The organism is Streptomyces sp. NPDC107517, from assembly GCF_055582645.1.
The window spans coordinates 130343-152074 of the sequence record NZ_JBVJPM010000003.1; the positions used below are offsets into that span (position 1 = coordinate 130343).

12 protein-coding genes, 1 tRNA gene and 1 pseudogene are annotated in these 21732 nt (G+C 69.9%); 3 read left to right on the plus strand and 11 right to left on the minus strand.

The features are described 5' to 3' along the window. Positions 1–328: 328 nt before the first annotated feature. A complete protein-coding gene (locus ACZ67T_RS08385) occupies positions 329–748 on the plus strand; it encodes a DUF6093 family protein (RefSeq protein ID WP_469982477.1) in 420 nt (139 codons plus the stop codon). Between the two features lie 539 nt (positions 749–1287). Continuing rightward, positions 1288–2078: pseudogene (locus ACZ67T_RS08390) on the plus strand (tyrosine-type recombinase/integrase); the annotation flags it as partial. Positions 2079–2735: 657 nt separating this feature from the next. Here the strand turns inward: ACZ67T_RS08390 and ACZ67T_RS08395 are convergent. From ACZ67T_RS08395 to bldG, 11 genes are all read right to left on the minus strand, one after another. After that, positions 2736–2809 (minus strand) — tRNA-Thr (locus tag ACZ67T_RS08395). Between the two features lie 150 nt (positions 2810–2959). Then, positions 2960–4534: an alpha/beta hydrolase gene (locus tag ACZ67T_RS08400; RefSeq protein WP_469982479.1), complete on the minus strand. Its 1575-nt coding sequence runs from the start codon at positions 4532–4534 to the stop codon at positions 2960–2962. Positions 4535–4621: 87 nt separating this feature from the next. After that, positions 4622–5827 carry a DNA polymerase III subunit delta' gene (locus tag ACZ67T_RS08405; protein WP_469982480.1) on the minus strand — a complete coding sequence of 402 codons (1206 nt, stop codon included), beginning with the start codon at positions 5825–5827 and terminating at the stop codon, positions 4622–4624. 145 nt (positions 5828–5972) lie between these two features. Further along, on the minus strand, positions 5973–9215 hold the full coding sequence (gene tmk / locus ACZ67T_RS08410) for a dTMP kinase (protein ID WP_469982482.1): 3243 nt from the start codon (positions 9213–9215) through the stop codon (positions 5973–5975). Positions 9216–9378: 163 nt separating this feature from the next. Further along, positions 9379–12213, minus strand: coding sequence for a type I DNA topoisomerase (gene topA, locus ACZ67T_RS08415; RefSeq protein WP_469982483.1), 2835 nt, complete (start codon positions 12211–12213; stop codon positions 9379–9381). A gap of 249 nt (positions 12214–12462) precedes the next feature. After that, positions 12463–12660 carry a hypothetical protein gene (locus ACZ67T_RS08420; protein ID WP_329571660.1) on the minus strand — a complete coding sequence of 66 codons (198 nt, stop codon included), beginning with the start codon at positions 12658–12660 and terminating at the stop codon, positions 12463–12465. Between the two features lie 272 nt (positions 12661–12932). Next, positions 12933–14456 (minus strand): DUF7059 domain-containing protein, encoded by a 1524-nt coding sequence (locus ACZ67T_RS08425; protein WP_469982485.1) that lies wholly within the window; start codon positions 14454–14456, stop codon positions 12933–12935. 219 nt (positions 14457–14675) lie between these two features. Then, a complete protein-coding gene (locus ACZ67T_RS08430) occupies positions 14676–15266 on the minus strand; it encodes a small secreted protein (protein WP_469982487.1) in 591 nt (196 codons plus the stop codon). Positions 15267–15483: 217 nt separating this feature from the next. Next, the gene (locus ACZ67T_RS08435) at positions 15484–17889 is read right to left on the minus strand and encodes a sodium-translocating pyrophosphatase (RefSeq protein ID WP_469982488.1); all 2406 of its coding nucleotides are present in this window, start codon (positions 17887–17889) and stop codon (positions 15484–15486) included. 331 nt (positions 17890–18220) lie between these two features. Further along, positions 18221–18658, minus strand: a complete 438-nt coding sequence (locus tag ACZ67T_RS08440) for an ATP-binding protein (protein ID WP_469982489.1) — start codon at positions 18656–18658, stop codon at positions 18221–18223. A gap of 97 nt (positions 18659–18755) precedes the next feature. After that, positions 18756–19097 (minus strand): anti-sigma factor antagonist BldG, encoded by a 342-nt coding sequence (bldG, locus tag ACZ67T_RS08445; protein ID WP_003975386.1) that lies wholly within the window; start codon positions 19095–19097, stop codon positions 18756–18758. A gap of 80 nt (positions 19098–19177) precedes the next feature. Between bldG and ACZ67T_RS08450 the strand changes: the two genes are divergently transcribed. Beyond that, complete coding sequence (locus tag ACZ67T_RS08450; protein ID WP_469982491.1) at positions 19178–21715, plus strand: DEAD/DEAH box helicase; 2538 nt, start codon at positions 19178–19180, stop codon at positions 21713–21715. The last annotated feature ends 17 nt before the right edge of the window (positions 21716–21732 follow it).

Below are 21732 nucleotides of genomic sequence, written 5' to 3' on the forward strand. Positions count from 1 at the left end.
GATGACGCTGGACGATCACGAGCGCACGGTCGTTGTGGGCGGGAACAACGTGAGTGGCTCTGTGATGTCCGTCCACGTACACGCCGATCCCGGCGGGCCCCGCTCGTCCTGCTGGAACTGGCACCGAGTGAGACCTGTCCGGCAGCGCTCGATCTTCTTGCCCGCGTGGAGGTTGGGCTGTGCGGCGGTCCGGGCCCTGCCGTCGCCGCGTTCCTCGAGGCCATGGACCCGGTCGAGGTCGAACGGACCGCGCTCGCTCGCGTGGATCTGGAGAACGTACCGGGCGGTGGGACGGCCGCGGTGCTGCGGCAGTTGGCGGAGTGGGCTCGTGGGGATCGGCCTGTCCGGGGTTCGCCCGGTGGTCGAGCGGATGCTCGGCCACCGGGTGCGGATCCGGCGTGACGTGGGCGGACGCGGCGACGACGTCTTGGACGAGACGACCGGCGTCCTGCGGCCAGCGCGAGCGGACCGAGTGCTGGTGTGGGAGGGTGCTGGGGCCGTCGTCCTCCGATGCCAGCCAGCGGCCGTGGCGCCCCTCGACGGATCCGTGGCCGCACAGCGGGTGATGACGACGTACGAGGCGCTGCTGTCGGTTGAAGTACCGGAGGTTCGGGCCGGGGATCTGTTGACGGTTCTGGACTCGAGCAGAGACGCGTTGCTCGTGGGCCGTAACTTCCGTGTCTCGGATCTCGGTGTCGGCACGTTCGCCGTCGTGCGCGTGGTGCGCCTTGAAGCGGGGATCCTGTGAGGCCAACTGGGGTGACGTGTACGGGGCCGAGCTGCCGCAGGACGCGCGAGGCGTCTGCGGCGGCTCGCCAATCAGTACTCCAGCACACATGGGCGGTTCGCCGACACGGGGTATTGGGCTCCGGCGGTGACGACCCCTGCCAACCCGCACCGCAACGCCCACCCGGGTACAGCTGCCTTCCGTGACCCGGTCGCGCTGGCCGCCTCGCTCGCACGGATGGGGCCTGCCGTGCGGTCTCGTACGCGGGCGATCACCCGGCATCACGCGATGATGCTTCGGGCCCGGATCCAGCGGCACGCCTCAGGCCTCCCAGGGCCGAACGTGATCACGGGCGCGTACCGGACGTCGTGGGATGTGAAGGTCACCGTCAGTGGGGCCGGGTGACGGCGGTGGTGTTCACGGAGGCGCCTCAGGCGCGGCGGCTTGAATACGGGTTCGTTGGGATCGACCGGTTGGGACGCAGCTACAGGCAGCCGCCGTATCCGCACGTCGAGCCCGCCTTTCGGGAGACCGAGCCGGGGTATCTGGATGCCTTGAGAATCGTCGGCGTCGGCATGGGCTTCCGGCAAGGCGAGACGCTAGGGCTGCGATGGTCGTACGTCGATCTGAAGGCAGAGCTGTTCCCACCCCAAGTGGCAGCCACAGCGCCTCACGTGGCGGCACGGCTGCGACGACCCGCACGCCTGCGGAGCGCGTCTGCACCGCTTCGAGCCGTGCCCACTGGGCTGCACCACGCACAGGAGCTACAAGCGCGGGTGCCCCAAGCCCTGCACCAAGAACTGCACCCAGCACGCGAGCGCTTGCCCCGAACGGAAGGACGGCGGCCTGACCTTCACGCGGCCCAAGACCAAGAAGAGTCAGAACCCCGTCCCGATCCCACCTGTCTTCATCCCGTTCCTAACCGACCACAAGACCCAACAGGAGGCGATGCGGGCCGAGGCCGGGGAGCTGTGGCAGGAGAACGACGTCGTGTTTTCGCGGGAGGACGGGCGCCCGCTCGACCCCAGGCAGGACTACGAGGAGTTCATGGAACTGGTCGCCGAGGCCGGGATCGACGACCGGCGCCTGTAGGACGGGAGCTGCCACACAGCGGGCACGATCCTGAACGAGCTGGGGGGTCGGCATGACCACGATCATGGAAATCCTTCGACACACCCAGATCAGTCAGACCCGCCGCTACGTGAAGGGCAGATCACATCTGTCGAAAGACGCGATGCGGCGCATGGGCGAGTTCTTCGCACCCGCATCTCAGACCCTGACCCCCGATGAGCCCCCACCTGAGACCACCGACACCCACGCTGCGCGGCGGCGACGTCGCCGCATCCTCTGAACGATAATCCCGGCTCAGACAATGCCTGAGCTGGGGTTTTCATTGAGTCGCCTCCGGAACTCAAACCTGCGACCTACACACCAGCGCTAGGCCCCAGGACCCGGGTCGCCGCCGCGCTCTAGGCATTCCCTTGCGGCATCGAGCCAGTCGCCTGCCGTTTCGGCGACCCGCTCGCGTTCGAGGCCCGAGTCCACCTCTCCATCAGCAGGACGGGCATCATCCCCAATGTCACGAGCCCGTTGACACGGATCCGACGATGGGCCCGAAAGCTCAGTGACGGTACCGACGACGCCAAACAAGAGCGCGACTATCGCCGCCCCAGCGATCATCAGACCTGCACTCCGGTCCTGGATGAGGCGCGGTAAGTGGCGCTGCCAGCGGAAGTAGGGAACGCGGTCCCGGCTGTTCACGGTGCTCCCCCATCAACAGGTGGTTGGGGCATGCGGTCTGCAAAGTACCCTTCCGGATCCCTCCGAACGCTGCCTCAACAGGCCTCGTAGCACGACGAATGGCCATCAGTTGGAACGCGTCAGCCCTCGTAACTGAGACCAGAACCGAGACCGCCGACACTCGTGCCGCCCGCGCCCGACGCCGGCGCCGTATCCGGGAAAAGCAAAAGCCCCAGGTCACGGCGAGTGAGTCCTGGGGCTTCTACGGAGCCGCCTTCGGGATTCGAACCCGAGACCTACGCATTACGAGTGCGTTGCTCTGGCCATCTGAGCTAAGGCGGCGCGCCGTCTGCACCATGGTGCGGTCAGCAACGTCGCCAAGTCTACACAGTTTTCGGGGGTGCTCCGCACACCCCCTGCGGAGGCCCCGGGACGGGTGTCCCGGGGCGCCGGAAAGTACCCTCGCGCCCCTTATGAGCTGCGCTTTCCAGCTTATGAGCAGCGCTTTCCGTCCTTGGGCGGGGTGCCGTCCACGAGGTACGCGTTGATCGCGGAGTCAATGCAGTCGCTGCCGCGGCCGTACGCCGTGTGACCATCACCCTCGTAGGTGAGAAGCGTGCCGGAGTCGAGCTGGCCGGCGAGGGACTGTGCCCAGCGGTACGGGGTGGCCGGGTCGCGGGTCGTACCGACGACGACGATCGGGGCGGCGCCCTTCGCCTCGATGCGATGAGCCTCGCCGGTCGCCGGCACCGGCCAGTACGTGCAGTTCAGTGCCGACCACGCGAGGCCTTCGCCGAAGACCGGGGACGCCTTCTCGAAGGACGGCAGGTTGGCCTTCACGTCGTCGGGGCTCTTGAAGGACGGCGGCAGGTCGAGGCAGTTCACGGCCGCGTTGGCCGCCATCAGGTTCGCGTACGTGCCGTCACTGTCACGCTCGTAGTAGCTGTCGGAGAGGGTGAGCAGGCCCGCCCCGTCCTTGTCCTTGATCGCCGAGCTGAGCGCGGAGCGCAGCTGCGCCCACTCCCCCTCGTCATACATCGCCGCGATCACGCCGGTCGTGGCGAGGGCCTCGCCGAGCTTGCGGCCCGAGGAGTCGCCGGTGCGGATGGGGGTGCGGTCCAGGTCGGTGAAGAAGGCCTTGAGGCGCTTGCCCGCGTCGGCGGCACTCCCCGTACCCAGGGGGCAGTCGGAGCGCCGTACGCAGTCCTTCGCGAACGACTGGAACGCCGTTTCGAAGCCGGCCGTCTGGTCGCGGTTCATCTCCTGCGCGGACAGGGCCGGGTCCATCGCGCCGTCCAGGACGAGGCGGCCGACCCGCGTCGGATAGAGCCCCGCGTAGGTCGCCCCGAGGAACGTGCCGTACGACGCCCCGACATACGTCAGCTTGTCGTCGCCGAGCGCCGCACGCAGGACGTCCATGTCACGGGCCGCCTCGACCGTGGAGACGTGCGGCAGCACCTTCCGGGACCTCGCCTCGCAGCCGGCCGCGTACTTCGCGAAAGCCGCCGACAGTTCGTTCGTCTCCGCCTGGTCGTCGGGCGTGACGTCTGTCTGCGTGTAGGCGTCCATCTGCTTGCCGTCGAGGCACTCGACCGGTTCGCTGCGGGCGACTCCGCGCGGGTCGATCGCGACCATGTCGTAGCGGGCGCGGACCGCCGCCGGGTAGCTGAGGGCGGCGTACGACTGGAGGTAGCCGATCGCCGAGCCGCCCGGCCCGCCGGGGTTGATCACGAGCGAGCCGAGGCGCTTGCCCGGGCCGGTGGCCTTCTTGCGGGCCACCGCCAGCTTGATCTCACCAGCCTCCGGCTTCTCGTAGTCCAGCGGCGCCTTCATCGTGGTGCATTCGAAGCCGGGCACGCCGCACTCGCGCCAGGTCAGCGACTGCCCGTAGTAGGCCGACAGATTGGCGGGGGTCGCCCTGGGCAGCGCGGCCAGCGAGATGTCCGCCGTCCGTGTGCTTCCCGAACTCCCCGGCGAACAGGCGGACATGAGGAGTCCGGCGGCGGCGAGCAGGGCTCCACAGGCCCGGAGGCCTCGGACGGGGGAATGGTGACGCCTGAAGTACATCAGCCGAGCCTAACCGTCCGCGTTCGGGCAGTCGCGGTGTGTGGCCACCGTGCCCCGTACGAGTTAATCGAATGAACGAAAGGCGTGTCAGCCCGCCCGCAGCGCCATCGTCATCGCCTCCACCGCGAGTAGCGGCGCCACGTTGCGGTCGAGCGCGTCACGGCAGGCGGAGATCGCCTCGATGCGGCGGAGCGTGGCCTCGGGCGAGGCCGCGCGGGCGAGGCGCTCCAGAGTGTCCTGCGCCTCAGTGTTCGCGAGGGCCACGCGGGAGCCGAGCTGCAGGGCGAGGACGTCGCGGTAGAAGCCCGTGAGGTCAGTGAGAGCCAGGTCGAGGCTGTCGCGCTGCGTACGCGTTCTACGGCGCTTCTGGCGGTCCTCCAGCTCCTTCATGGCGCCTGCCGTGCCGCGCGGCATCCGGCTGCCGCTCTGCCCGCCGAGCGCCGCCTTCAGCTCCTCGGTCTCCTTGGTGTCGACCTCCTCGGCGAGCTGCTTGGTGTCCTCCGCCGCGGTGTCGATCAGCTCCTGCGCGGCCTTGAGGCACCCGCCGATGTCGTCGACACGCAGGGGCAGCTTCAGCACCGCCGCTCTGCGCGCCCGCGCGCGCGGGTCCGTGGCGAGGCGCCGCGCGCGGTCGATGTGGCCCTGCGTGACGCGGGCCGCCTCGGCGGCGACGTCCGGCTCGATGCCGTCACGTCGTACGAGCATGTCGGCCACCGCCTCGACCGCGGGCGTACGCAGCGTCAGGTGGCGGCAGCGGGAGCGGATCGTGGGCAGCACGTCTTCCAGGGAGGGCGCGCACAGCAGCCAGACGGTCCGCGGGGCGGGCTCCTCGACGGCCTTCAGAAGTACGTTCCCCGCGCCCTCCGTGAGGCGGTCCGCGTCTTCCATGACGATGACCTGCCAGCGGCCCACCGCGGGCGACAGCTGTGCTCTGCGGACGAGCTCACGGGTCTCCTTCACACCGATGGAGAGCAGATCCGTACGGACGATCTCCACGTCGGCGTGCGTGCCCACGAGGCTCGTGTGACAGCCGTCGCAGAATCCGCAGCCGGGGGCTCCGCCCAGCGCCCGGTCCGGGCTGACGCACTGGAGCGCTGCGGCGAACGCGCGCGCCGCCGTCGCCCGCCCCGCGCCGGGCGGACCGGTGAAGAGCCAGGCGTGCGTCATCCTGGAGGCCTCGGGCGGCGGAGTGTTCGTCGCGCCGGCCGTGACCAACGCGTCGGCGTCCCGCGCGGCGGCGTCGAGCTGCGCGGCCACGCGCTCCTGACCCACCAGGTCGTCCCATACGGGCATGGACTACCGCCTCACCGTCGAACTCCGGCACTTCGCTCTACCGGATTCATTGTGCGGGACGCCACTGACAACGCCGTCCGGCGACCGGGCCACTGGTCGATCCAGCCATCGGTCGCCGGACGGCAACAACGTCCCCGCGGTCGGCTCAGCGCCGGCCCCGGCGCCTGCCGCCCGCGCCTTCGTCGCCCTCACCGGCGTCGTCGTGCCCGCCGAGCAGCTCGTCCGCCAGCGACGGCAGGTCGTCCAGCGGGGTCTCCTCCGCCCAGTCGGGCCTCGGCCGCTGTCGCGGTCGGCCCTCCTCGTCGACCTGGGGCAGTTCACGCGTACGGTCGTTCGACCCAGCACCGGCACCCGCTGACGGAGCCGGCGCCTGGCGCTCATCACGGAAGTACCCCGGCGGAACCCGATCCGCAGGCCCGCCGGCACCGCCGCCCACGGAGTCATCACGCACCGGCGGCAGCACCGCCGTCTCGTCGACGGCCCCGCCCTGCTGCTGCCCGGGACTCGGCGGCACCGGCAGCTGAGTCGTCTCGTCGTTGTCCCCACCGTGCCAAGCCCCACGCCCAGCCCTGGCGGCAGCGGCAGCGGCAGGACCGGCGTCAGGACCATCCCCACCCGTCCCGGAACCCATACCGGCGTCCCCGACCGGCGGCAGCACGGCCGTCTCATCGGCCGCCCCACCCATGGGCTTCACCACAGGTGTGGGAACGGTCGTCTCGTTGTCGGCCACCGGACGCCCGGCAGCACTCGCGGACCCGGCACCCGCCCCAGCGGCAGAGGCGGACTCGGCCGCCGCAGAAGCAGCCGCCGCGGATGCCGCCGCGAGCCGCCGTGCCTCCTCCGCCCGCAGCAGCGCCTCCTCCGCCTTGCGCTGCTTCTCCAGGCGCCGTTCCTCGGCCTCCGCGCGCAGGCGCGCCTCTTCCTCCGCCTGACGGCGGCGGCGCTCCTCCTCGGCGGCCCGGGTCTGTTCCTCGGCGAGGAGCCTGGCGCGCTCCTCCTCGGCACGGCGCCGCGACTCCTCGGCGCGCCGGCGGGCCTCTTCGGCCTGGCGCTCGGCCTCGCGCCGCTGCGCCTCCTCCAGCTCGCGCTGCTTGCGCTCCTCCTCCTCGGCGCGCAGCTTGGCGAGCTGTGCCAGCCGCTCGCGCTCGACGCGCTCCTCCTCGGCCTTGCGGGCGGCCTCGGCCTCGGCCTTCCTGCGGGCCTCCTCCGCGGCGGCCTCACGGGCCTCTTCCTGGGCCTTCACCTCGGCCTCGGAGAGGGGCAGCACCATGTCGAGCCGGTGCCGGACCACGGTCGTGACGGCTTCCGGCTCCTGGGCCGCGTCGACGACGAGGTAGCGGCCGGGGTCGGCGGCGGCGAGCGTGAGGAAACCGGAGCGCACGCGCGCGTGGAACTCGGCCGGCTCCGATTCGAGCCGGTCGGGCGCCTCGGTGAACCGCTCCCGGGCCGCCTGCGGGTCGACGTCGAGCAGGACGGTCAGATGCGGTACGAGTCCGCCGGTGGCCCAGCGGTTGATGCGGGCGACCTCGGTCGGCGACAGATCGCGGCCGGCGCCCTGATAGGCGACGGACGAGTCGATGTAGCGGTCGGAGATGACGACGGCGCCGCGCTCGAGTGCGGGCCGAACGACGGTGTCCACGTGCTCCGCGCGGTCGGCGGCGTACAGGAGGGCCTCGGCGCGGTGCGAGAGGCCTGCCGACGACACGTCGAGGAGGATCGAGCGCAGCCGCTTGCCGACCGGGGTCGCGCCGGGCTCGCGCGTCACGACGACCTCGTGGCCCTTGCCGCGGATCCACTCGGCGAGCGCCTCTGCCTGGGTCGACTTCCCGGCGCCGTCGCCGCCCTCCAGGGCGATGAAGAAGCCGGTGGCCGCGGGGGCCTGCGCCGGGTCGTTCCCACCGAGCAGCGCGTCGCGCAGGTCGTGCCGCAGGGGCACTCCGCTGCGGTCGTCGGCCTTGGCGAGTACGAGGGCGGCCACGGGCAGCAGCAGGGCGCCGACGAGCATCAGCGTGAAGGCGGCGCCGCCGTGCGCGAACACGAACTTGCCGTTCACCAGCCGGTGCGGGCCGATCGCGGCCGCGAGCAGGGGCGCCGCGACGGCGGCGACCGCGATGGACACCCGTACGACCGCCTGGAGGTGCTCGGTCGTGCGGGCGCGCCGGTAGTCCTCGGACTCCTGGTCGAGGAGCGTGTGCCCGGTGTTGGCGGCGATGCCCGCCGTGACGCCGGCGAGGGTGACGATCAGCAGCACGCTCGTGACGTCGGGGACCAGGCCCGCGGCGAGCAGGGCGATGCCGGTCAGGGCGATCGCGAGCGCGAGGAGCCTGCGGCGCGACAGCGACGGCAGCACGGAGGGCGCCGAGCGGATGCCGATGACAGTGCCGCCGGTGAGCCCGAGCACGAGCAGCCCAAAGGTCACCGGGCCACCGGACAGGTCCTTGGCGTGCAGTACGGAGACGGCGACGGCCGCCGAGATCGCGGCGGCGACGGCGGCGCAGGCGAGGACGAGGAGCGGGATGGCGCCCGTGCGCCCCTTGTCGACGCCGCTGCCGGTCTTGGGCCGGCGCAGGCCCTCGAGCGGCGATCGCGCGCGCGGGGTCTGCGTGTCGGGCAGTTCGAGGAAGTAGACGACGGACAGGGAGGCGGCGAACAGACCGGCCGCGACATAGGAGGCGAGTGCGGCCTGGTGCAGGCCGAACCAGTCGACCCCGGCCCCGATCAGGTTCCCCACGAGAGTGACGGCGACGAGCGTGGCGGCCGCGATGGGCAGCGCCACGAATCCGGTGCGCAGGGAGAGGCGCCGCAGCGCGTCCATGTGGTCGGGCAGCGGGCGTACGGCCGCGCCTTCGAGCGGCGGCGCGGGCAGCAGCGCGGGCGCGGCGCTCTCGCGCGACACGGTCCAGAAGCGCTCGGCGACGCCGACGACGAAGGCGGTGACGAGCAGGGCCGCCAGCGCGTTGTCCGGGGTCCAGTCGATCCACAGGGGCGCGACGATGAGGAGCGCGGCCCGCACGCCGTCCGCACCGACCATGGTCCAGCGCCGGTCCAGGGGACCGTCCGTGGAGGTCAGCGAGGTGAGCGGGCCGAGAAGTACGGCTCCGAAGAGCAGCGTCGACAGGACGCGCGCGCCGAACACGGCGGCGACGGCGAAGGCCACGCCCCGGTACCCGCCCCCGAACGAGCTCTCGGACACTGCTGTCTGAAGGGCCAGCACCACGAGCACGAGAAGCCCGAGTGCGTCACCGATGCCGCCCACGAGCTGGGCGCTCCACAGTCGTTTCAGCTGCGGCACCCGCAGCAGGGCGCGGACGGCGCGCTCCCGGGAATCTGCGACCAGGGCGTCGTCGGGGGCCGGATTCTGGGCCGTTGGCTGCTCGGCTCGCGTCATTCGTCCAGCCTATCCGGACCCACTGACTCCCCGAGGGTCCACCCGAACATACGGCCGCCGGGGCAATCGCCCCGGCGGCCGTACGACATTCACGCGCGCGTGCACACTGCCGTGTGCCCACTCCTCCCTGGAAGGACCTCGGCAGAGGACCCCCGGAGGATGACTACTCCTCCGTAGAGGTCGACTTCGAAGCCGTCGCCTTCTTGGCCGTCGTCTTCTTCGCGGCGGTCGTCTTCTTGGCAGCCGTCGTCTTCGAAGCGGCGGTCTTCTTGGCAGCCGTCTTCTTGGCGGGCGCCTTCTTCGCCGGAGCCTTCTTCGCGGCCTTCTTGGCCGTCTTCTTGGCGGGGCCCTTCGCCCGCTTCTCAGCGAGCAGTTCGTAGCCGCGCTCGGCCGTGATCTCCTCGACGGAGTCGGACGACCTGAGCGTCGCGTTCGTCTCGCCGTCCGTGACGTACGCGCCGAAGCGGCCGTCCTTGACGACGACGGGCTTCCCGCTGACCGGGTCCTCGCCGAGCTCCTTCAGCGGCGGCTTGGCGGCCGCGCGCCCGCGCTGCTTGGGCTGCGCGTAGATCGCGAGCGCCTCTTCCAGCGTGATGGCGAAGAGCTGCTCCTCGGTCTCCAGGGAGCGCGAGTCGGTGCCCTTCTTCAGGTACGGCCCGTACCGCCCGTTCTGAGCGGTGATCTCGACGCCCTCGGCGTCGGCGCCGACCACGCGCGGCAGGGACATCAGCTTGAGGGCGTCGTCCAGGGTGACCGTGTCGATGGACATCGACTTGAAGAGCGACGCCGTACGCGGCTTGACCGCGTTCTTGCCGGTCTTCGGGGTGCCCTCGGGGAGCACCTCGGTGACGTACGGACCGTAGCGCCCGTCCTTCGCGATGATCTGGTTCCCGGAGACGGGGTCGGCGCCGAGCTCGAAGTCGCCGCTCGGCTTGGCGAGCAGCTCCTCCGCGTACTCGACGGTGAGCTCGTCAGGAGCGAGATCCTCCGGCACGTCCGCGCGCTGGTGGTTCTCGGAGTCGCGCTCGCCGCGCTCGACGTAGGGGCCGTAGCGGCCGACCCTCAGGACGATGCCTTCGCCGACGGGGAAGGACGACACCTCACGGGCGTCGATCGCGCCCAGGTCGGTGACGAGCTCCTTGAGGCCGCCGAGGTGGTCGCCGTCGCCGTTGCCGGCGTCAGCCGCTCCTCCGGAGCCCTCGCCCTCACCGAAGTAGAAACGCTTCAGCCACGGCACGGACTGGGCCTCACCGCGCGCGATGCGGTCGAGGTCGTCCTCCATCTTGGCGGTGAAGCTGTAGTCGACGAGCCGACCGAAGTGCTTCTCCAGGAGGTTGACCACGGCGAAGGACAGGAAGGAGGGCACAAGGGCCGTCCCCTTCTTGAACACATAGCCACGGTCGAGGATGGTCCCGATGATCGACGCGTACGTCGACGGGCGGCCGATCTCGCGCTCTTCGAGCTCCTTGACCAGGCTGGCCTCGGTGTAGCGGGCCGGCGGCTTGGTCGCATGGCCGTCGACGGTGATCTCCTCGGCGGACAGCGCATCGCCCTCGGAGACCTGCGGCAGCCGGCGCTCACGGTCGTCGAGTTCGGCGTTCGGGTCGTCCGCGCCCTCGACATAGGCCTTGAGGAAGCCGTGGAAGGTGATCGTCTTGCCGGAGGCGGAGAACTCGGCGTTACGGCCGTCGGCGGAGGTGCCGCCGATCTTGACCGTGACGGAGTTTCCGACCGCATCCTTCATCTGGGAGGCGACGGTCCGCTTCCAGATCAGCTCGTAGAGCCGGAACTGGTCGCCGGTCAGGCCGGTCTCGGCGGGCGTGCGGAAACGATCACCCGACGGGCGGATCGCCTCGTGCGCCTCCTGCGCGTTCTTGACCTTGCCTGCGTACGTGCGCGGCTTGTCCGGCAGGTAGTCGGCGCCGTACAGCTGCGTGACCTGCGCACGGGCGGCCGAGACCGCCGTGTCGGACAGGGTCGTGGAGTCCGTACGCATATAGGTGATGAAGCCGTTCTCGTACAGCTTCTGGGCCACCTGCATCGTGGCCTTCGCGCCGAAGCCGAGCTTGCGGCTCGCCTCCTGCTGCATCGTCGTCGTACGGAACGGGGCGTACGGCGAGCGACGGTACGGCTTCGACTCGACGGACCGTACGGCGAAGTCCGTGTTCTCCAGGGCGGCGGCGAGCGCGCGGGCGTTCGTCTCGTCCAGAGCCATCACGTTCGCGGACTTCAGCCGGCCGACCGAGTCGAAGTCGCGGCCCTGCGCGATGCGCTTGCCGTCGACCGCGCTCAGGCGGGCCACGAGGTTCGACGGGTCGCTGGCGTCGCCGGAGCGGCCGGTCGCGAAGGTGCCGGTCAGGTCCCAGTACTCGGCGGAGCGGAAGGCGATGCGCTCGCGCTCCCGCTCGACGACGAGGCGGGTCGCCACGGACTGGACGCGGCCCGCCGACAGGCGCGGCATGACCTTCTTCCACAGGACCGGCGAGACCTCGTAGCCGTAGAGGCGGTCGAGGATGCGGCGGGTCTCCTGGGCGTCGACCATGCGCTTGTTGAGCTCGCGCGGGTTGGCGACGGCGCTGCGGATGGCGTCCTTGGTGATCTCGTGGAAGACCATCCGGTGGACGGGGACCTTGGGCTTCAGGACCTCGAGGAGGTGCCACGCGATGGCTTCGCCCTCGCGGTCCTCATCGGTGGCGAGGAAGAGTTCGTCGGAGTCCTTCAGCAGGTCCTTGAGCTTCTTGACCTGGGCCTTCTTGTCAGCGTTGACCACATAGATCGGCTGGAAGTCGTGTTCGACGTCCACACCGAGCCGGCGCACCTCGCCGGTGTACTTCTCGGGCACCTCGGCGGCGCCGCTCGGGAGGTCGCGGATGTGCCCGACGCTCGCTTCGACGACGTATCCAGGGCCGAGGTAGCCCTTGATCGTCTTCGCCTTGGCAGGCGACTCGACGATGACGAGTCGGCGGCCGCCCTGTGCGGTCTCGCTGGTCGGGGACAACTTCGCTCTTCTCTCCGGTCGGCGCTGGGGATCCCCCGCGCCCTCAGGACGTGGGGGTCGGCACTGCGGTACGTGCGGTGTCGCTGCGGAGTGTGACGGTACCTCCCGCCCCCGTGTCAAACGGGAAAAGCCCGCAACGGCCACTCGAACGGTAACCCGACTACCGACGATCCTGCCGCCCGGAGTGCCCACAGGGTGTCCGAGACGTCCACCAGGTACTCACCCGGGACACCCCCTGCGGGACGCCGCTCAGAACCGGCCGAAGCACCACACCCCGAGTACCAGGGAGGCCACCGAGGCCAGGGTGGCGAGCGTCGCCGATGCGACGGGGTTCACACCGTCGGCGACGGGTGCACGGTGCATGACACGCACCCCGGTCCACAGCAGCAGTCCTGCCCCGAACAGCGTGAACACGGTCCCGGCGAAGATCGCTGGTCCGCTCTCCATGGCTTCTCCTCCCGGTGCGCTGGGCCCCCAGGCCGGTGAGGCTGACACGCGCGGGAGACGACAGGACGAACCCCGGGTGAACTACCGCCACGCATGCTTTTGGCAACGATGTCGCGGGGCGCCACCGGAGACCTTTTGAGCTCTCGGAAGATCTTCAGAGTCCTACCCGAGATCTTCCGAGAGCTTCCGAGATCTCCCGGCGCCCCCGAGGGCTTGAGGAAGAAGACCCGAGAGCCTCAGAAAGAAAAGCGGAATCGCCTCAGCCCCGCGCGTCAGACCTGAGCCGGCTCCAGGAACCCCTGCTCGACGAGCATCCGGATCTGCGCGGGCGTGCGGTCCCGCAGCAAGACCGGGTCCTCCCCGACCAGTTGCGCGATGGCGTCGAGGATCCGGCCGGCGCTGAGCGTGCCGTCGCAGACGCCCGCGAACCCGGCGCCGATCGTGTCCACCTTCGTGGCCCGGCGCATCCCGCGGTGCTGGCGCAGCACCACATGCTCCGGATCCTCGGCCCCCGGCAGCCCGACCTGCTCCTGCACGACCTCGCCCGCGAGCCTGAAGTGGGCGCCGAGCAGGGCGGCGTCGTCGTGCGTGCGGAGATAGTCGAGGCGGTCGAAGTGCGCCCGCACCGTGTCCCCGAGGGGTTGCTCGACGGAGTGCGGCCACTCCTCCACCGTGACGGACGGCTCGACGCCCTCCGGCGCCTTGCGCAGCGTGATCCAGCCGAATCCGACGCCGCGCACCTTGCGCGCCTCGAACTCGTCGAGCCACGCGTCGTACAGCGCCGCGTACGCCGCCGGATCCGTGCGGTGATCCCCGGCGTCCCGCAGCCACAACTCGGCGTACTGCGTGATGTCCTGCACCTCGCGCTGCACGACCCATGCGTCGCACCCGCGCGGCACCCAGGACCGGAGCCGGTCGGTCCACTCCTCCCCGTCCACGTGCTGCCAGTTGGCGAGAAACTGCGCGTACCCGCCCTCGTTCAGTCGTGCCCCCGCCTCCTGAACGAGCGTGCGGCACAGATCGTCCCCGGCCATCCCGCCGTCCCTGTACGTCAGCCGCGCGCCAGGCGAGATGACGAAGGGCGGATTCGACACGATCAGGTCGTACGTCTCGTCGCCCACGGGATCGAACAGCGAGCCCTCGCGCAGGTCCGCGGGTCCCACGCCGGAGAGGGCGAGGGTCAGCGCCGTCGTGTGGAGGGCGCGCGGGTTGAGGTCGGTGGCGACAACACGCGTGGCGTGCCGGGTGGCGTGCAGAGCCTGGATCCCGGAGCCCGTGCCGAGGTCGAGGGCGCTCTCCACGGGCGTACGCACGGTGATTCCGGACAGCGTCGTGGACGCACCGCCGACGCCCAGGACGACGCCCTCGGCGCGGCTGCCGATGCCTCCGGCCCCGCCGACGGCGCACCCGAGGTCGGACACGATGAACCAGTCCTCGCCGTCGGGCCCCCCGTACGGCCGTACGTCGACGGCCGCGGCGACCTCGTCATCGCCGGTGCGCGTCAGCCACCCGCTCTCCAGGCACTCCTCGACGGGCAGAACGGCCGCCACGCGCGCGTGCTCCGCGGGCTGCTGCAACAGGAACAGCCGTACGAGCGTCTCCAACGGGCTGTCCCCGCGGGTCGCCCGCAGGGCGGGGACGGTCTCGCTCCGCGCGAGCGCCGTGTAGGCCGGCGCCCCGAGCAGCTCGAGCAGGCCGTCGGCGGTGAACTCGGCCCCCAGCAGGGACTCACGCAGCCGGGCGGCGACATCGTCACGGTCAATGGACGGCAACTTGGACAGACTGGAGCTACTCACCCCCCCATTGTCACCCCGGACCCCCGATGGCCACCCACATACGACGTGTCCCCGGCACCGCGTGAAGACGGCACCGGGGACACGGGGGAAGACGTCGGAGCACTGAGACAGCCCACTTGGCGCAGGCTCGCGTGGAGCGCGCTTCCGGAGCGGGCTCACCCGTAGCCGGCTCCGGACGCCGACCTACCCAGGCCTGCATCCGGAATCAACTCACCTGCGTCAGCTCTTGGAGGGCGTCGAGGAAGCGGACGCGCTCTTGCAGCTGTCCTGCTTCGCCATCGCCTTGCCGACGTCGCCCTCCTCCAGCTTCTTGAGCGCGTCGCTCCCGCTCTGGCTCAGCTTGTCGAGTTCGCCCGCGATGCCCTTGAGGCCGTCGGCGAACTTCGCCTGGTCCTTGGTGTCGAGCTTGTCGACCTGCTTCTTCAGATCCGCGTACGAGGCCGAGATCCCGTTGAGCTCCTTGACCGCGTCCTTCTGCTTCTTCTCGCCTCCGTCGACCGGCGGTGCCCCCGCCTTGTCCACGGCCGCACCGATCGCCTTGTAGGCGTCGGACATGTCCTGGAAGGCCTGCGAGTCGGTGCTCTGGACGTCTGCGGGCTTGCTGTTGTCCGACGTCTCCTTCTGGATCGCGGCGTTGGCGTTCTCGATCTTCTTGGCCTGCGGCTGGACCGCGTCACAGACCGTCTTGGCCCAGGAGTCCAGCTTCTCGTTGCCGTCGTCGCTGCTGCATCCCGACAGCGCAAGCACCAGTACCGCACCGCTGGACAGTGCGGCTGCAAGCTTCTTGTTCACCGGATTGGTCCCTTCCATGGCTCTCGGCCCCGGAACATACACGCCAAGTGGGCGACAATCGCTTGCCGGACGCCCACTATGGGTGCTTTATCGGCGTTTTATAGCCATTTGCACCAAGAGAGATAAGCCTCACTGAAGGGCCGTCATCTGACACGGGCGGGCGGGCAGCGCGTCAATACGCGCTGCCCGCCCGCCCGTTGAGCTCGCGGCCGTACCTGACCAGGTGAAACCCGGGTCAGGAAACCACCGCCGGATCCGCCTCCCGCTTCGACACATGGTCGGAGTTGTCGTCGTCGCCGACCGCGATACCGCGCCTCTTGGAGACGTAAACGGAACCGACGATCACGGCGATCGCCAGCACGGCGACCCCGATCCGTACGCCCACGCTCGCGTCCGTCCCGTAGCTGAACTTGACGACCGCGGGCGCGATGAGGAGCGCCACCAGGTTCATCACCTTCAGCAGCGGGTTGATCGCGGGCCCGGCCGTGTCCTTGAACGGGTCGCCGACCGTGTCACCGATGACGGTCGCGGCGTGGGCCTCACTGCCCTTGCCGCCGTGGTGCCCGTCCTCGACGAGTTTCTTCGCGTTGTCCCACGCACCACCGGAGTTGGCGAGGAAGACCGCCATCAGCGTCCCGGTGCCGATCGCACCGGCGAGGAACGAACCGAGGGCACCGACGCCGAGCGTGAAACCGATCGCGATGGGCGCGAGAACGGCGAGCAGACCCGGCGTGGCCAACTCCCGCAGCGCGTCCTTGGTACAGATGTCGACGACGCGCCCGTACTCCGGCTTCTCCGTGTAGTCCATGATCCCGGGGTGTTCGCGGAACTGCCGCCGCACCTCGTAGACCACGGCACCCGCGGACCGCGACACCGCGTTGATCGCGAGCCCGGAGAAGAGGAACACGACCGCCGCGCCGGCGATCAGGCCCACCAGGTTGTTGGGCTGCGAGATGTCCATCACGAGGTTCATCGGGCCGCCGTCGCCGACCTTCTCGCCGACGTCCTGGGCGGCGGAAACGATCGCGTCGCGGTAGGACCCGAAGAGCGCCGAGGCCGCCAGTACGGCCGTGGCGATGGCAATTCCCTTGGTGATGGCCTTGGTCGTGTTGCCCACGGCGTCCAGGTCGGTGAGGACCTGCGCGCCCGATCCCGTCACGTCGCCGGACATCTCGGCGATGCCCTGCGCGTTGTCGGACACGGGACCGAAGGTGTCCATGGCGACGATGACGCCGACCGTGGTCAGCAGGCCCGTGCCCGCGAGGGCGACGGCGAACAGCGCCAGCATGATCGACGTGCCACCGAGCAGGAACGCCCCGTACACGCCGAGACCGATCAACAGGCCGGTGTAGACGGCCGATTCGAGGCCGATGGAGATTCCGGCGAGCACGACGGTGGCGGGTCCGGTGAGCGACGACTTGCCGATGTCACGCACCGGGCGCCGGTTGGTCTCGGTGAAGTAGCCCGTGAGTTGCTGGATCAGCGCGGCGAGCACGATGCCGATGGCCACGGCGACGAGGGCGAGGATCCGCGGATCGCCGTCCTTCACCTTGATCGCCGCGTCGGTGATGCCGTTGAGTTCGGCATACGTCGCCGGCAGATACGTGTAGACCGCTGCGGCCACCAGAGCGAGCGAGATGACCGCGGAGATGAAGAACCCGCGGTTGATCGCGCTCATGCCGCTGCGGTCGGAGCGGCGCGGCGCCACGGCGAAGATTCCGATCATCGCCGTCACTACGCCGATCGCGGGAACGATCAGCGGGAAGGCGAGCCCGGAGTCGCCGAAGGCCGCCTTGCCGAGAATCAGCGCGGCGACCAGCGTGACGGCGTACGACTCGAAGAGGTCGGCGGCCATACCGGCACAGTCGCCGACGTTGTCGCCCACGTTGTCGGCGATGGTCGCGGCATTACGCGGATCATCCTCCGGAATGCCCTTTTCGACCTTGCCGACCAGGTCGGCGCCGACGTCGGCGGCCTTGGTGAAGATGCCGCCTCCGACACGCATGAACATCGCGATGAGCGCCGCACCGAGGCCAAATCCTTCAAGGACCTTCGGCGCGTCGGCCGCGTAGACCAGCACGACACAGGAGGCGCCGAGCAGACCCAGCCCCACCGTGAACATGCCGACTACGCCACCCGTGCGAAAAGCGATCTTCATGGCCTTGTGCGAGACAGCGGTGAGATCCTTCTCCGGCTCGCCTTCCGCCGGGGTGGCCTCCCTGGCCGCGGCGGCTACACGCACATTGCTGCGCACCGCCAGCCACATTCCGATGTATCCGGTGGTGGCCGAGAACACCGCGCCGATCAAGAAGAAGATCGAACGCCCGGCTCGTTGATTCCAATCATCCGCGGGCAGCAGCATGAGCAGGAAGAACACCACGACGGCGAATACCGCGAGGGTCCGCAGCTGCCGCCCGAGATAGGCATTCGCGCCTTCCTGGACCGCTGCCGCGATCTTCTTCATGCTGTCGGTGCCCTCGCCTGCCGCCAGCACCTGGCGTACGAGCACTGCGGCCACCACGAGGGCGGCGAGCGCGACGATGCCGATCACCATGACGATGAGCCGGTTGTCGTCGGTCAGGACCGCGGCTGCGAAGGTTGAGGGGTGGTCAAACGCTTGAGGGGTAGAAAGCCCCGCCATTCGTCCTCCTTGACGCTTGGGCTGAGCTCAAGATGTGGACGGATTGTAGGGAGCGGCGCCTGATCAAAACAGTGCGCGAGAAACGGAATTTGCCATCCGTTACTACCCGGCAAATGATCGTCCAACACGATGGGCGCACAAGAAGCAGTAATGCCCTGAAAGCATTGAGGCTTGATCCAATTATGATCGACGATCTAGGGAATGCAAATAGGCCCTGCTCACCGGGGTGAGGGCAGGGCCTGGAACCAGAAACGATCACATGGGGGCGGCGCCGAGCGGGGCCACGGACGGGTGGATCAGGGGGCGTTGGGTGGACGCCGGGGGGACCGCGTCAGGACGGAGGCGTCGCCGGCGTGGTCGGCCAAGTCATCCGAATGAGTCCTCCGGACTCGTCCGCGGTGACCTCCACATCGTCGACGAGGCCACTGATGACGGCGAGGCCCATGTCGTCCTCACCCTCCGCCTCCGCATCGTCCGACCCGCCGGGCGCGCCGGACGACTGCTCGCCGGGAGCGCTCCGCGGAGCCCCGTCCCCGACCTCGATGGAGAACTGCTTCTCCTCTTCGGTGAGAAGTACCCGAACGGGTGCAGTGATACCGCTGCTCCGGTGAAGGCCGACGGCGCGGCTGCAGGCCTCGCCGACAGCGAGCCTGACCTCGTCGAGCACGGCCTCGTCCACTCCGGCCCTGCGCGCCACCGCGGCCGCCACCAGACGGGCGGTTCTGACGTGCTCGGGCTGCGCGCTGAATCGGAGTTCGACGGTGGCCATGCATCCCCCTCGGATGTACGGGCGTGCTCTGAAGGGACCGGGCCATCGGCCCGGCCCCCACTTCCGCTGAGCCACCGGCCTGTGGGCCGGCGACCGATCAGTCGGTAGCCGCTACGGCTTCCTCGACCGAGGTGTGGATGGGGAACACCTTGGTCAGGCCGGTGATACGGAAGATCTTGAGAATGCGCTCCTGGTTGCAGACCAGTCGCAGCGAGCCCTCATGGGCCCGCACTCGCTTCAGACCGCCCACCAGCACGCCGAGCCCGGTGGAGTCGAGGAAATCGACTCCCTCCATGTCGACGACAAGGTGGAAGCTGCCATCATTCACCAGCTCGACCAGCTGCTCTCGCAGCTTGGGCGCGGTATATACATCGATTTCGCCACCGACCTCGACGACCGTACGATCGCCGACGGTACGGGTCGACAGGGACAGGTCCACGGATCCTCCAGCACCTTGCTATCGAGCGGTCGTCCCTCGGGACACCTCGGCAGAGCCCCCGGGACGGATCGCCAGCCGCGATGGCATTCAATCACTTACCGGCAGGCGTGCACGACGCCTTAGGAGCATTGTCCGTCACGCCAGTGACACACTCGGTGCCGATGGCCAAGAATCACCGCCCTGGACAACCCGCGGCGGACACCGCTTCCCGCCCCTCTCCAGGGGCGATTCTCGACCGGCTCGCCTCGGGTCCGAGCCGGGCTTCGCGCATCACTCATACGGAGCACTTGCCCCCTCGACCGGGTCGTCATGCCGTATGGCCCGACCGCATCCGATCCGAGGTCCTCGCCGCCGTCCAGTCGGCCGGAATCGAGCATCCCTGGGCCCACCAGGCACTCGCCGCCGAGCACGCGATGGACGGCGAGTCGGTCGTCGTCTCCACCGGAACCGCCTCCGGAAAGTCCCTGGCCTACCTCGTCCCGGTGCTCTCCCGGCTCCTCGACGGCTCCGAGGCCCCGAACGGGCGTGGCGCGACCGCGCTCTACCTCGCGCCGACGAAAGCACTCGCCGCGGACCAGTGCAGATCGGTGAAGGAACTTTCACAACCGCTCGGCACGGCGATCCGCCCCGCGGTCTACGACGGCGACACCCCCGTCGAGGAACGCGAGTGGGTGCGGCAGTACGCCAACTACGTCCTGACCAACCCCGACATGCTGCACCGCGGGATATTGCCCTCACACCCCCGCTGGTCCTCCTTCCTCAAGTCGCTCAAGTACGTCGTCATCGACGAGTGCCACACCTACCGCGGCGTCTTCGGGTCCCACGTCGCCCAGGTCCTGCGCCGTCTGCGCCGCCTGTGCGCCCGCTACGGCTCGGAACCCGTGTTCCTGCTCGCGTCCGCCACCGCCGCCGACCCGGCTGTCGCTGCCGAGCGCCTGACGGGTCTCCCGGTCGTCGAGATCGCCGACGACGCCTCGCCCCGCGGAGAGCTCGTCTTCGCCCTCTGGGAACCCCCTCTCACCGAGCTCCACGGCGAGAAGGGCGCCCCCGTCCGCCGCACCGCCACCGCGGAGACGGCGGACCTGCTGACGGACCTGACCCTGCAGGGCGTCCACTCCGTCGCCTTCGTACGCTCCCGGCGCGGCGCCGAGCTGATCTCGGTGATCGCCCAGGAACGCCTCGCCGAGATCGACCGCTCCCTCGCCCGCCGCGTCGCCGCCTACCGCGGCGGCTATCTGCCCGAGGAACGGCGCGCCCTCGAACGCGCCTTGCACTCCGGCGAACTCCTCGGCCTGGCCGCCACCACCGCCCTCGAACTCGGCATCGACGTCTCGGGGTTGGACGCCGTCGTCATCGCCGGCTATCCGGGCACCAGGGCGTCGCTGTGGCAGCAGGCGGGCCGCGCGGGACGGTCGGGGCAGGGCGCGCTCGCCGTCCTCGTCGCCCGCGACGACCCCCTGGACACGTATCTCGTCCACCACCCCGAAGCCCTCTTCGACCAGCCGGTGGAGTCCACGGTCCTGGACCCCGACAACCCGTACGTCCTCGCTCCCCATCTGTGTGCGGCCGCCGCCGAACTCCCGCTCACCGACGACGACTTGCCCCTGTTCGGCCCGACCACCGCCGAGCTGCTCCCCCAGCTGGAGGACGCGAAGCTGCTGCGCCGCCGCACCAAGGCCTGGCACTGGACCCGCCGCGAACGCGCCGCCGACCTGACGGACATCCGCGGCGACGGCGGCAGCCCCGTACAGATCGTCGAGGCCGGTACGGGACGCCTCCTGGGCACCGTGGACGCCGGCTCGGCGCACACGACCGTCCACGACGGCGCGGTCCACCTCCACCAGGGCCGCACCTATCTCGTGAAGCACCTGGACCTGGAGGACTCGGTCGCTCTCGTCGAAGAGGCCAACCCGACCTACTCGACGACCGCCCGTGACACCACCGGCATCTCCGTACTGGAGAAGGACATCGAAGTCCCTTGGGGCGACGGGCGGTTGTGCTACGGATCCGTCGAAGTCACCAACCAGGTCGTCTCCTTCCTGCGCCGCCGCCTCATCACCGGCGAAGTCCTGGGCGAGACCAAACTCGACCTCCCTCCCCGCACCCTCCGCACCCGCGCCGTGTGGTGGACGGTGACGGAGGACCAACTCGACGCGGCCCGCGTGAACCCGGAGATCCTCGGCGGCGCGCTGCACGCCGCCGAGCACGCCTCCATCGGCATGCTGCCGCTGTTCGCCACCTGCGACCGCTGGGACATCGGCGGCGTCTCCATCCCCCTCCACCCGGACACCCTGCTGCCCACGGTCTTCGTGTACGACGGCCATCCCGGCGGGGCGGGATTCGCGGAGCGCGCGTTCCACACGGCCCGCGAGTGGCTCACGGCCACCCTCGAAGCGATCGCCTCCTGCGAGTGCGAGGCGGGCTGTCCCTCCTGCATCCAGTCGCCCAAGTGCGGCAACGGCAACGACCCTCTCCACAAGCGCGGCGCGGTACGGCTGCTGAAGGTCCTGCTCAGGGACGCGCCGACGGCGGGGGTACCGGCATCTGCATCTCTGGAGGATGCGTCCGAAGGGCGGCCGGCATCGCAGGATCAGGAACCAGATCAGGACGCCGGCTGACTGATCCTGCGAGGCCC

Excerpts from the sequence above, each read along its gene's own strand:
- ACZ67T_RS08435 (WP_469982488.1), bottom strand. The coding sequence starts at position 17,889 with ATGGCGGGGCTTTCTACCCCTCAAGCGTTTGACCACCCCTCAACCTTC.
- ACZ67T_RS08450 (WP_469982491.1), top strand. The coding sequence starts at position 19,178 with ATGGCATTCAATCACTTACCGGCAGGCGTGCACGACGCCTTAGGAGCA.
- tmk (WP_469982482.1), bottom strand. The coding sequence starts at position 9,215 with ATGACGCGAGCCGAGCAGCCAACGGCCCAGAATCCGGCCCCCGACGAC.
- ACZ67T_RS08440 (WP_469982489.1), bottom strand. The coding sequence starts at position 18,658 with ATGGCCACCGTCGAACTCCGATTCAGCGCGCAGCCCGAGCACGTCAGA.
- ACZ67T_RS08420 (WP_329571660.1), bottom strand. The coding sequence starts at position 12,660 with ATGGAGAGCGGACCAGCGATCTTCGCCGGGACCGTGTTCACGCTGTTC.
- ACZ67T_RS08400 (WP_469982479.1), bottom strand. The coding sequence starts at position 4,534 with ATGTACTTCAGGCGTCACCATTCCCCCGTCCGAGGCCTCCGGGCCTGT.
- ACZ67T_RS08405 (WP_469982480.1), bottom strand. The coding sequence starts at position 5,827 with ATGCCCGTATGGGACGACCTGGTGGGTCAGGAGCGCGTGGCCGCGCAG.
- ACZ67T_RS08430 (WP_469982487.1), bottom strand. The coding sequence starts at position 15,266 with ATGGAAGGGACCAATCCGGTGAACAAGAAGCTTGCAGCCGCACTGTCC.